Source organism: Sphingomonas sp. MJ1 (PH-R8) (assembly GCF_048058635.1).
Classification (GTDB): Bacteria; Pseudomonadota; Alphaproteobacteria; order Sphingomonadales; family Sphingomonadaceae; genus Sphingomonas.
On the sequence record NZ_JBBEFX010000032.1, the window covers coordinates 1 to 11611 of the forward strand.

The 11611-nt window shown below is 69.4% G+C and carries 13 protein-coding genes; 5 read left to right on the forward strand and 8 right to left on the reverse strand.

Going from position 1 to position 11611, the window contains the following annotated elements:
- Nucleotides 1-118 precede the first annotated feature (118 nt).
- The gene (locus tag VPH46_RS15865; RefSeq protein WP_416612787.1) at nucleotides 119-253 is read left to right on the forward strand and encodes an entericidin A/B family lipoprotein; all 135 of its coding nucleotides are present in this window, start codon (nucleotides 119-121) and stop codon (nucleotides 251-253) included.
- An 85-nt stretch (nucleotides 254-338) separates the two neighbouring features.
- On the opposite strand, the gene VPH46_RS15870 is transcribed toward VPH46_RS15865, so the two are convergent.
- Nucleotides 339-3137 carry a DUF3857 domain-containing protein gene (locus tag VPH46_RS15870; protein ID WP_132882587.1) on the reverse strand — a complete coding sequence of 933 codons (2799 nt, stop codon included), beginning with the start codon at nucleotides 3135-3137 and terminating at the stop codon, nucleotides 339-341.
- A gap of 275 nt (nucleotides 3138-3412) precedes the next feature.
- Between VPH46_RS15870 and VPH46_RS15875 the strand changes: the two genes are divergently transcribed.
- The 3 genes from VPH46_RS15875 to VPH46_RS15885 all read left to right on the forward strand — a co-directional run bounded on the left by VPH46_RS15875 (nucleotide 3413) and on the right by VPH46_RS15885 (nucleotide 5665).
- Nucleotides 3413-4525 carry an NADH:flavin oxidoreductase gene (locus tag VPH46_RS15875; protein WP_416612773.1) on the forward strand — a complete coding sequence of 371 codons (1113 nt, stop codon included), beginning with the start codon at nucleotides 3413-3415 and terminating at the stop codon, nucleotides 4523-4525.
- Nucleotides 4526-4598: 73 nt separating this feature from the next.
- Complete coding sequence (locus VPH46_RS15880; protein WP_416612775.1) at nucleotides 4599-5345, forward strand: SDR family oxidoreductase; 747 nt, start codon at nucleotides 4599-4601, stop codon at nucleotides 5343-5345.
- 80 nt (nucleotides 5346-5425) lie between these two features.
- Entirely contained in the window at nucleotides 5426-5665 is a 240-nt protein-coding gene (locus VPH46_RS15885) for a hypothetical protein (protein ID WP_416612776.1), read from the forward strand.
- A 12-nt stretch (nucleotides 5666-5677) separates the two neighbouring features.
- Here VPH46_RS15885 and uvrC read toward each other — a convergent pair whose 3' ends face one another.
- The 7 genes from uvrC to VPH46_RS15920 form a co-directional block, all read right to left on the reverse strand.
- Nucleotides 5678-7603: an excinuclease ABC subunit UvrC gene (gene uvrC / locus VPH46_RS15890; RefSeq protein ID WP_416612778.1), complete on the reverse strand. Its 1926-nt coding sequence runs from the start codon at nucleotides 7601-7603 to the stop codon at nucleotides 5678-5680.
- Between the two features lie 307 nt (nucleotides 7604-7910).
- Nucleotides 7911-8231, reverse strand: coding sequence for a DMT family transporter (locus VPH46_RS15895; RefSeq protein WP_125959021.1), 321 nt, complete (start codon nucleotides 8229-8231; stop codon nucleotides 7911-7913).
- Between the two features lie 110 nt (nucleotides 8232-8341).
- A complete protein-coding gene (locus VPH46_RS15900) occupies nucleotides 8342-9001 on the reverse strand; it encodes a hypothetical protein (protein WP_416612780.1) in 660 nt (219 codons plus the stop codon).
- Entirely contained in the window at nucleotides 8994-9488 is a 495-nt protein-coding gene (locus VPH46_RS15905; protein ID WP_416612782.1) for an ATPase, read from the reverse strand. Before VPH46_RS15905 ends, VPH46_RS15900 begins: the two co-directional genes overlap by 8 nt.
- 78 nt (nucleotides 9489-9566) lie before the next feature.
- On the reverse strand, nucleotides 9567-9794 hold the full coding sequence (locus VPH46_RS15910; RefSeq protein WP_055927075.1) for a F0F1 ATP synthase subunit C: 228 nt from the start codon (nucleotides 9792-9794) through the stop codon (nucleotides 9567-9569).
- A 37-nt stretch (nucleotides 9795-9831) separates the two neighbouring features.
- Nucleotides 9832-10623 (reverse strand): F0F1 ATP synthase subunit A, encoded by a 792-nt coding sequence (locus VPH46_RS15915; RefSeq protein WP_125959024.1) that lies wholly within the window; start codon nucleotides 10621-10623, stop codon nucleotides 9832-9834.
- 34 nt (nucleotides 10624-10657) lie between these two features.
- Nucleotides 10658-10978 (reverse strand): AtpZ/AtpI family protein, encoded by a 321-nt coding sequence (locus VPH46_RS15920; RefSeq protein ID WP_125959025.1) that lies wholly within the window; start codon nucleotides 10976-10978, stop codon nucleotides 10658-10660.
- A 239-nt stretch (nucleotides 10979-11217) separates the two neighbouring features.
- Between VPH46_RS15920 and VPH46_RS15925 the strand changes: the two genes are divergently transcribed.
- The coding region (locus VPH46_RS15925; RefSeq protein ID WP_416612785.1) for a hypothetical protein at nucleotides 11218-11611 on the forward strand (394 nt) is incomplete at its 3' end.

Consider the following 11611-nt stretch of genomic DNA (forward strand, 5'->3'; position numbering starts at 1 on the left):
CTACCGCGGCAGCGCTGCAACAGCTGCGCGCGGTTTTCGCGGGATCGATCCGATTGCGGAACGAAAATGGCGGCGAGGCATTCCCATCCTGCAGATTCAACGGTTCATGGAGGATTTCATGCGCAAGGTTTTTGGTTTGATGGCGATCGCCGGCGCTCTGATGGTCAGCGCGTGCAACACGGTCGAGGGCGCGGGCCGCGACGTCTCGTCGGCAGGCGACGCCGTCTCGGGCGCTGCGAACGACAGCAAGTAAGCGCACCTTCCTTGTACGCGAACGGGCGGTCCGGACATCCCGGGCCGCCCGTTTCTTTTTGCCCGACGAACGTCGGTTCGGGGGATCAGGGCTTGATCCCGTAGCGGGCATATTCCTCGGCGATGCGTGGCGATTGCAGCGTTGCCGCGGCGAAATCGGCGGCGCTGCCGGCCGCATCGCCCTTCGCCTTGCGCACCACGCCCCGCATGAACAGCGAGGCCGGCATCCCCGGCGCCATCTCCAGCGCCGCATCGAAGTCCGCCAGCGCGTCGTCCAGCCGGTTCATCCGGAAGTAGACCATGCCGCGGCTGTCCAGGATGCTCGATGGGCTCTCCGCAAGCTCGATCGCCTTGGTGCAGTCACGCAGCGCCGTGTCGAGCGCGACGTTGCGCGTCCCCTTCAGCCAGCACCGCCCGTTGAGCAGCGTCGCCTGGCCGGGGCTCGTCTTCACCGCCGAATCCAGGGAGGCGAGCGCATCATCGACGCGCCCTCCTTCGGCCAGGACGTTGCTGCGCACCAGTTGCAGGTTGCTGCGCTGCTCGCCACCGGTCGGGCTCTGCCGGTCGATCCGGGCGAGCGCCGCGGTCGCCTGGCCATGCTCCGCCTCGAACTGCGCGATCGCGAGCTGCACGGGGATGCTGGCGGGCTCCAGCGTTTCGGCCGCGCGCAGATCGGCCAGCGCCTTGGCGTCATCGTTGACCTGCTGGTGCAGCTCCGCGCGCCACAGGTACCGGTCGATCGTCGCGCCGAGCGCGATCGCCTGGTCCACGTCCGCCAGCGCGCCGCGCCAGTCGTAGAGGCCGGTGCGGAACCGCGCCCGGCGCTCGAACGCCTCGGCGGACTTGGGGTTCGCCGCCAGATCCTTGGCAAAGACCGCCTCCAGCGCACCCAGCCGCTTGTCGCGGCGGGCCGCCATCACCTCTTCCCAATGCGCCGGCCGCTGCTCGGGCGCGACGGCCACCAGCAGCCGGTTCTTGGCCTGGGCGACGCGGGCGCGCTGCGCCGCGATCTCGCCCGGCGCGATCTCGGCCCCGTCGGCGAGCAGCACGTCGCGCGCGACCAGCCATCCGCCTTCCTGCGTCACCTGGCGCTGAACCGTCAGGCCGGCGTAGCGGCCGGCCAGCTCGCGGTCGCCCTCCAGCGTCACGCCCTTGCCGCCGTCCGGCAGGCGGACGCGCATCGTGACCTCGGTATGCGAGGGTCCGTTGGTCGCCACCGGCAGCTGCTGCCACGCGGTGCGCGACCGGTCCGGGTCGAAGCTCAGCTGCCCGATCGCCTGGTCCAGCCCCAGCTGGAGCTTCTGTTCCTCCAGCGACCACGCGCTGTCGGCGACGCCCGAGGCCTCGATGGTGGCGATGCCGGTGGCGGCATCCCAGCGGATCGAGCGATCGACGATCAGCGCGCCGCCCAGCAGGCGCGACAGGATGCCGCCGACCATCTCGTCCTTCTGCTCGCGATCGGCCTGCGACGCGGCCAGGTTCAGCTCCTGCCCCATCGCGCCGCGCACCTCGATCTTTGCCTTGAACGGCGTCGGCAGGGTGAAGCCCGCGCTCTGATCGATCTCCAGCATCGAGCGGCCCTGCGGCCGGGTCGGCGCCACCATCGGCAGCGGCATCAGCCCCGCGCCCGCGGGGCGCAGCGGCAGGACATTGCGGAACGGCGGCGTGTCGCCCAGGTCCTCGCGCCGGATGCCCGAGTCCGTCCCGTCCAGCCACAGCGTGCGCCCGTCGACGGTCGCCCGCACGATCACATGGTTGAAGGCCGCGGCGCTCGGCAGCCGCTCCGTGACCAGGTCGCCCATGCCGATGCTGGCGAGCACCGGCTCCGCCTCCACGTCGAGCGCATGGAGCAGCGCCAACAGCAGCAGCGTCTTCGCCTTGCAGTCGCCATAGCGGCGCTGCCACGTGTCGGTCGGGGACTGCGGGTGGTAATTGCCGCCGGCCATGCCGTTGAACAGGTAGCGCACCTCGTCCTGCACCAGCCGCAGCGCCGCCGCCGTCCGGTCGAGCGGCGCGGCATGGGCCGCCTTGATCTTGGCCACTTCGCCCGCAAGCGCGCTTCCCGGCGCGATCAGCCCCGGGGTGCGATAGAGCGGCTCCATCGTGCGCGAGACCGCCTGCCAGTCGGCAAAGCTGCTCGCCTCCAGGATCTCCAGGCGACGGAAGCGAGCCGGTGCGTCGCCCGGCAGTTCCTCCGCCTTGGCGAGCGGCACGGTGACCTCCAGGTCCTGATAGGCGCCGGCGCGCATCGGCATCGGCGGCATGCCCTTGCCATGCGCGTTCCACTTCACCGGGGTGGCGCCGTCCCACAGCAGGCGGGCGCGGGCAAAGCCGACGCGCAGCGGCTCGCTGACCAGCGGCATCACCGTCTGGACGTTGCCGGCCAGTGCCGAATCCTTGTTGGTGTTGGAAAAGGTCACGCGCAGCACGTCGCCGACGCGCAGGCCCTCCACGGTCATCGTCGCCGTCAGCACGCCGGTCAGCTGCAGCTGCTCCAGCTGCTCCTCGCGCCGCAGCACCGTGAAGCGTTCGCCCTTCGCGAGCGCGTCGATGCGCTCGTTGCCGCGCAGGATCTCGACGCGGTGGATGATCAGGTCGCCGCCGTCCGGCTGCCACGGCAGCTGCACGGTACCCGCCTGGTTGAGCGTCTGGGCAGAGGCGATCCGGGTCGCGCTGTCGGTATAGGCCCAGCTCTGCCCGTCGTGCAGCCGCTGCTGCTGGTCGAACAGCATCACCACCGGCGACTCGCCGTCCAGCTTGCCCGTGTCGATCGGCGGCGCCGGCTTCACCCAGTCGGGCGCCGGCTGGTACAGCGGCTTGTCCCCGGCCCAGGCAGGAACCGATGACAGCAGGAGCGCCAGCGCCGACGCACAACGATATCGCATGAATTCCCCCTCTTCCCCGCCGCCAACCTAGGCCGGTTTGAGGACCGCGCAAATGGGCATTTCGTGCAGTATTGGTGCATTTGTTCAGAAGCTTGGGTGCTTCAGGCGCCTGCCGGGCATGAAGTGCCGGATCGCGGCCGGATCGAGCGCGGACCGATCGTCCCGGGCACCGATGGGTTTCCCGGACATGCCTTCAATACCGCTCGGTACGGTATTGACCTTCGTCTTGCGGTGTATACCTGAGCAGCTCCTGTTTCCAAACGGAGCCCCTCCGCATGTCCGCTTCCGCCGACGTCCTCTTTCGCCCCTTCCGCATCAAGTCGCTCGAACTTGCCAACCGCATCGTCATGGCGCCGATGACGCGGGGGTTCGCGCCCGCCGGCATCCCGGGCGAGCCCCAGGCCGCCTATTACCGCCGCCGCGCCGAAGGCGGCGTGGGCCTGATCCTGTCGGAAGGCACGGTGATCGACCGTCCCGCCTCGCGCAACATGGCCGGCATTCCGCTGTTCCACGGCGAGCAGGCGCTCGCGGGCTGGCAGCAGGTGATCGACACCGTCCACGCCGCCGGCGGCAAGATGGGCCCGCAGATCTGGCACACCGGCTCAACCCGGTCGGGCGACTGGGAGCCGGACGCACCGGTCGAAAGCCCCTCGGGCCTGCTCGCGCCCGGCGAGCCGCGCGGCGAGACGATGAGCGAAGAGGCGATCGCCGACACCATCGCCGCCTTCGCCCGCGCGGCGGCCGACGCCAAGCGGCTCGGCTTCGACACGGTCGAGCTGCACGGCGCGCACGGCTATCTGATCGACCAGTTCTTCTGGGCCGGTACCAACGAGCGCGCCGACCGCTGGGGCGGCGCCACCATCCGCGAGCGCTCGCGCTTCGCGGGTGAGGTGGTGAAGGCCGTGCGCGAGGCGGTTGGCCCCGACTATCCGATCATCCTGCGCCTCAGCCAGTGGAAGCAGCAGGACTATGCCGCGCGCCTGGCCGAAACGCCCGAGCTGATGGCCGATTGGCTGCAGCCGCTGGTCGATGCCGGTGTCGACGTGCTCCACTGCTCGCAGCGCCGCTTCTGGGAGCCCGAGTTCCCCGAGCTGGACGGCGAGAAGGACCTGAACTTCGCCGGCTGGGCGAAGAAGCTGACCGGTGCGGCCACCATCAGCGTCGGCTCGGTCGGGCTTTCGGGCGAGTTCCTGGCGGCGTTCGGCGGCGAAAGCTCCTCGACCGTCGGCATCGAGAACCTGATCGAGCGCATGGAGCGCGACGAGTTCGACCTGATCGCGGTCGGCCGCGCGCTCATCAGCAACCCGGACTGGGTCGCCCGCATCCGTGAGGGTGACGCCACGAAGGTGAAGGGCTTCGAAGCCTCGGCCCTCGGCGAACTGGTCTGATCCCGGCGCCGGCGCGTCCCCCGCAGACGTGCCGGCGCTTCGGCATTTGCCCCGGCCACGCTATGGCGCTGCCATGGAACAGGACCACAGGCTTGGACGTCGCACGGCGCTGGTAACGGGGGCTTCGGGCGGTCTGGGGCAGCCGATCGCCCACGGCCTCGCCCAGACGGGCGTGCACGTCCTCCTCCAGGGCCGCCGCCGCGCCGCGCTGGAGGCGCTCGCCGCGGCGATTGTCGCGGACGGCGGCTCCGCCGAGCCCCTGGTCGTCGACCTGGAAGACGACGCCGCGCTCGCCACGTGCGTGGACGCGCTGCCGCCGATCGACATCCTCATCAACAACGCCGGTCACCGCGACCGCCGGCCGCTCGCCGACCTCGACCGTGCCGCGGTCCGCCGCATGCTGGAGGTGAACCTGGTCGCGCCGTTCGACCTCGCCCGCCGGCTCGCGCCCGGCATGGCCGCGGGCGGCCGGATCCTCAACATCACCTCGATCGCCGGGCCGATCGCCCGCAGCGGGGACGCCGCCTACACCGCATCCAAGGGCGGGCTGGAGGCGCTCACCCGCGCGCTTGCCGCCGAACTCGGCCCGCGGGGCATCACCGTCAACGCGGTCGCGCCCGGCTTCTTCGCGACCGACGCGAATGCCGCGATGGTCGCCGACCCCGCGATCGCCGCGCATCTCGCCACCCGCACCTCGCTCGGCCGCTGGGGCCGGCCGGAGGAGATCGTCGGTCCGGTGCTGTTCCTCACCTCGGCCGAAGCATCCTACGTCACCGGCCAGGTGCTCGCGGTGGACGGCGGCTATACGGCGCACTTTTGAGGGGCTGGAACCCTGCTCGCAGAGCAGCGTAGAATGGCATCGGCCCGCAATCAGAAGGCCGATCGCATGCGGAGACTGGCATGATCCTTTCTGCCCTCGCACTGCTGGCCGCCGGCCAAGCCCAAGCCGCACCGCCTCCCCCGCCCGCATCCGCCGAAACTGTGCGCTGCGTCGAGCAGACGACGCTCGGCTCGCGCGTGCCGCGCAAGCTGTGCCGCACGGAGCGGGAATGGGCGGCGGCACGCGAACGAAAGGACCGTACGCGCGCGCTCGCCGCGTTCCATCCGAAGAACGGCGGCGTCGGCTTCACCAACGACTGATCCGCGCGCGCCTCACCGCGCGTGGTAGAAGTCGTAGACCTGCTGCGCGACCGCGGCCGACACGCCCGGCGCCTTCTGCAGATCGGCGAGGCTCGCGCCGCGCACCGCCTTGGCCGTGCCGAAGTGCATCAGCAGCGCCTTCTTGCGCGCGGGGCCGATGCCCGGCACCTCGTCGAGCGGGCTCGCGCCCATCGCCTTGGCGCGCTTCTGCCGGTGCGCGCCGATCGCGAAGCGGTGGACCTCGTCGCGCAGCCGCTGGAGGTAGAACAACACCGGCGCGTTGACCGGCAGGGTGAACTCGCGCCCGTCCATCAGGTGGAACACCTCGCGCCCGTCGCGGCCGTGGTGCGGGCCCTTGGCGACGCCGACCAGGCACACGTCCTCGATCCCCAAATCCTCCAGCACTTCGCGCGCGGCGTTGAGCTGCCCCCTGCCACCGTCGATCAGCACCAGGTCCGGCCACTCGCCCGAATCACGATCCGGATCCTCCGCCTGCGCGCGGGCGAAGCGGCGCTGGAACACCTCGCGCATCATGGCGAAGTCGTCGCCCGGCACCGTGTCCTTGTTGCGGATGTTGAACTTGCGATATTGGCCCTTCCGGAATCCCTCCGGCCCCGCGACCACCATCGCGCCCAGCGCCGCAGTGCCCTGGATGTGGCTGTTGTCGTACACCTCGATGCGGTCGGGCGGCTCGGGAAGCTCGAACAGGTCGGCGACTTCGCGCAACAGCTTGGCCTGGGTGGTCGACTCGGCATTGCGCCGGTCGAGCGCCTCCACCGCATTGCGCGTCGCCTGCTCCAGCAGCCGGCGACGCGGTCCGCGCTGCGGCACCGACAGCGCGACCTTGTGCCCGGCCCGCTCGGCCAGCGCCTCGCCCAGCAGCTCGGCCTCGGCAAGCTCGCGGTCGACGAACACGTTCCGGGGCGGCGGCACCTCCTCGTAGAACTGCATCAGGAAGCTCGCGAGCACCTCGTCCTCTGGCACGTCGCTGGTGTGCTGCGGGAAGAAGCTGCGATGGCCCCAGTTCTGCCCGCCGCGGATGAAGAAGGCCTGGATGCCGATCGTGCCTTCCTTGCACGCCAGCGCGAACACGTCCGCGTCGCCCACGCCGTCTGCGTTGATCGCCTGGCTGCCCTGGATGAAGGTCAGCGCCTTCAGCCGGTCGCGCAGCACCGCCGCCAGCTCGAAGTCCATGTTCTCGGCGGCCGCCGTCATCTGCTCGCCGAGCTTCGCCTGCACCTTGGTCGACTTGCCGGCCAGGAAGTCCTTGGCGTCGCCCACCAGCTCGGCATAGCCCGCCTCGTCGATGCGGCCGACACAGGGCGCCGAACAGCGCTTGATCTGGTGGAGCAGGCACGGGCGATCGCGCGTCTTGAAGAAGCTGTCGGTGCAGCTGCGCAACAGGAACAGCTTCTGCAGCGCGTTGAGCGTCTGGGTGACGGACCCCGCACTCGCGAACGGGCCGTAGTAGTTGCCCTTCGCGCGCCGGGCGCCGCGATGCTTCTGGATGCGCGGAAAGTCGTGGTCGGCGCGCAGCAGGATGAAGGGGAAGCTTTTGTCGTCGCGCAGCAGCACGTTGTACGGCGGGCGATAGCGCTTGATCAGCTGCGCCTCGAGCAGCAGCGCCTCCGCCTCGTTGTTGGTGGTGACGATCGTCATCGACCGCGTCTGCGACACCATGCGCTGGAGCCGCTTCGACAGGCGCGACACCTGGGTATAGTTCGCCACGCGGCTCTTCAGCGCGCGCGCCTTGCCGACGTACAGCACGTCGCCGCGCGCATCCTGCATGCGATAGACACCCGGCCGCACCGGCAACGTCGCGAGCACGTTGCGGATCGCCGCGACGCCCGCCTCCAGGTCGGGCGCATCGGTGCCGCCGCGCACGGTGTAGGCGGCCTTTTCCTCGTTGAATCGGCGGGGAGAATTGGGATCGGACATTGCGTGCCGATCTAGGGAGTCTCACCCTCCCCCGCTAGCGTTGAGGTCGGGCAACTCAGCCTTCCGCCGACCAGCCGTACCCCGGCGGAGGCCGGGGCCCAGTCGGGAAGGCCTCGGCGAGGTCACGCACCCTCCCGTCTGTCCCCCAACTGGGCCCCGGCCTTCGCCGGGGTACAAACAAGGGACGGGATGTTGCGCCGCCCTCGTGCTCCCGCGAAGGCGGGAGCCCAGGGCCCCAGCACCGCAAGCCGTTGGTCTGCTTGGCCCTGGATCCCCGCGCGGGGATACGGCGCCTAGCCCCGCCCGCTCAAACCCGCGCGAACAGCTTCGTGCCGACCACGCCGATCACGATCAGCGCCATGAAGAACGCCTGCATCGGCCCGATGCGGTCGCCGAACAGCACCGAGCCGCCGATGATCACGCCCACCGCGCCCAGCCCCGTCCACACCGCATAGGCGGTGCCCGCGGGGATGCCGCGCATCGCCAGCGCCAGCAGGCCCATGTTCACGAAGGAAAGGATGATCGGCACCGACGAGGCGGCGATCGTCGCCTGCGTGCCCGCCCACTTCAGGCTCAGCGCCCAGCAGATCTCGGTGACGACGGCGATGCCCAGGATGATCCAGGCCATGAGAAACACTCCTGGGCTCTGGAAAAGGAAAAGGGCGCCGCCGGAAACCCGAGAAGCGGCGCCCCTGTCAGGCTGTGGGAGGGACCAGGGTCCCCGCCCATGTCTTTCAATCAGTGCGGGCGGCCGAGCCCCGCGCCCAGACCGGCGATGGTGCGGTCGATCAGCGTGCGGTCGCCCTCGGCACCCAGCCGCTCGGCGATCAGCGATGCCGCCGCCTTGGCAGCCGCGTCGGCGGCCTTGGCGCGCACCTCGGCGATCGCCTGGCGCTCGGCCGCGGCGATGCGATCCTCGGCCATCTTGGCGCGACGGCTGGTCAGTTCCTGCGCGTCGGCCTCGGCCTTGGCGACGATCGCCGCCGCCTCGGCATGGGCGTGCTCGCGCATCGCCGCTGCCTCGGCCTCGGCCTGCTGCGCCTTGAGGGCGTATTCGGCCTTCAGCGCCTCGGCCTCGGCGCGCAGGCGCTTGGCCTCGTCGAGCTGGGTGCGGATCGTCGCAATCCGCGTGTCCAGCACGCCGGCGATGCCCTTGTGCGCACGCCGCCACACCAGCAGCAGGATCGTGAGCAGGGCTGCGACCGCAACCCAGCCGGTGGAATCCATGCCCCAGGCGGTGGGGCTCGGCTCGTGGTGCTGATCCGGAACGCCGGTGCTGTGCATCGGCTCGGCCGTCAGCCCGTCCTCACCGCGGATCGGCTGCTTTTCCAGCGGCTCCAGCGCCGCGGCATGGTCCAGTCGTTCGGCCACGATCGTCGATCCGTTCACATTAGCCATGGGTCACCGCCTTGCGGACGGCGTCGGCGGCAGCCTCGCGGCTGACCTCGATGCCGGCCAGCTTGGCGACGATCCCCTGGGCGGCGTCGGCGGCGACGTCCTCCAGGCTGGCGAGCGCGCTCGCACGGGCCTGGTTGACCTCGACCTCGGCCGCATCCAGGCGGGCCTGCATGGCGGCATTGGCAGTCTTGGCACGCTCGGCGGCGTCGGCGGTCGCCTTCGCCTTGGCGGCGTTGGTTTCGGCAAGCGCAGCCTGGCGGGCCTCCGCCATGCGGGTGCGCCATGCCTCTTCGGTCGCGTCGGCTTCCTGGCCGGCGCGCGTGGCGGCGGCGAGGTCGTCGGCGATCTGCGCGTCGCGCTTCTCGACCGTGCTCTGGATCCTCGGCACCATGCCCCGCCCGATCCCGAAATAGATCAGGCCGAACACGATCAGCAGCCAGAAGATCTGCGAGGCATAGGTCGCAGCGATCTGTTCGATTTGCGGCATGGTGGTTCCCGTTCGTTCGCGTGTGCTTCCGTCACCGGCCGCCTGCCCGGATGGGCGACGGCCGGTCACGAAAAGAAGTTACGCGACGAAGATCAGCAGCACCGCGACGACGAACGCGAGCAGGCCCAGAAGCTCGGCGGCGGCGAAGCCGATGAACAGGCGGCCCTGCTGGCCGTCGGCGGCACCCGGGTTGCGCAGCGCGCCTTCGAGGAACTTGGCGAAGACGTTGCCCACGCCGAGTGCGGCAAGGCCCGCACCGATGGCTGCGAGACCGGCACCGAGCAGCTTTGCGGCTTCTGCGTCCATGATAAAACTCCTGTTGGGTATCTGTTGGTTGGAAAGATCAGTGCAGGTTGACGGCGTCGTTCAGGTAGAGCGACGTCAACAGCGCGAACACGTAAGCCTGGATGGCGCACACCAGCAGCTCGAGCAGGGTGATGCCGATCATCAGGATGAAGCTGGGGATTGCCACCAGCGGCGCGACCCACACGGCGTCTGCATTGAGGCCGTTGATCACGAAGCCCGCCAGCACCTTCAGCAGGATGTGGCCCGCCGTCATCGCGACGAACAGTCGGAGACCAAGGCTGAACGGGCGCACCAGGAACGAGAATAGCTCGACCACCGGGATCAGCCACAGCAGCCACCAGGGCGTTCCGTGCGGCACGAACAGCGAGAAGAAGTGCAGGCCGTGGCGCGAGAAGCCGACGATCAGCACCAGCGCGAAGCTGATGATCGCCAGCACGCCGGTGACGGTCAGGTGGCTGGTGACGGTGAACGGATGCACGCCCGGGACCAGGCCGAACGGCAGCAGGCCCAGGATGTTCGCGATCAGGATGAACATGAACAGCGAGAACACGTACGGCAGGAAGCGCTTGCCCTCCGGCCCGATGTTCGCCGTCAGCATGTCGCCGATGAAGCCGGTGAAGCTCTCCACCGCCATCTGCCAGCGACCGGGGACGGTCTGCCCCTTCATGCCGCCGAGCATGAACAGCCACAGGACGACGAGCGTCGCGACCATCCACAGCGCGGAGTTGGTGAAGGCAATATTATACCCGAACAGGTTCCAGCTCTGACCGAACACGGGTTCGATCAGGAACTGATGCATCGGGTCGATCTTGGATCCGCCTTGCGCCACGTTTCTTCCAACCGCCAATACGACGAACGCCCGGTTATTCCGGGCGCTCGCCAGCAATCTTGATGATGTTCCTGAACCCGGCGCCTACCCCAAGGGCAAGCAGCGTGAGCAGGAGCCAGGGCGACGTTCCGAACCAGCGGTCTAGCAACCAGCCGATCAGCGCGCCGCCGACAAGGGACCCGAGGAGCGTCGCGAGCACACGGTTGCCGAGCGAATAATTCCGATCGACCCCCGCCTTCGCACGCCCCGTCCGCACGGCCTCCGCATGATTCGCCTGCTTCAGCCGCTGTTCCAGCGACGTGAGGCGCGAATCCTCGGAACCATAAGGGTCCTGCCCGGGGCCGTTTTCCGCCATGCGCCATCCTCTCCTAAAGCATTGTTCGGGGGAGGAACGCATGTACGGCGAGCAACCCCGCCAAGGCGGCGCCCGTTTAGGAAGGGGTGCGTTTCAAGTCAACCTTTGTAACAGTTCTGCACCGCCTCCTGCGGCACGCGTGCAGCATCGCTGCAACAGGCCCGCGCGCGTTGCGTACACGTTGCCAAGCCCGCGGCTTCCGGCAATGTTCTGCAAAGGGGAATTGGGGGGAGCAAGCCATGCGCAAACTCGCCAGGCGCCTGTTCGAGGGCGCCCGCATGACCGACGAGGAATATCGGGCCAATCTGAACGGGATCAACATCTTCTTCGGGGCGGTGCTGGGCTTCGTCCTTGCGGGCACCGAGACGCTGGAGACCGCCGGCTTCACCCTGGTGCTGGTGCTGTGCTCCGCGATCGTGATCAGCATCCTCTACATCTCGTCGAGCAAGCGGCGGCTCGTCTATTTCGTCTACACCGCGGTCGGAATCGCCTGCCTGCCGCAGGTTGTGGCGCTGATCGGCCCTGCGGGCACCTCCCTGCCGCCCAAGCTGATGCCGACCCTGGCCGTGTGGACGGCGATGACCGCCTTCGTCGAGTTCGCCCCCCGTGCCCGGCCGGGGGACGCCACCGCCC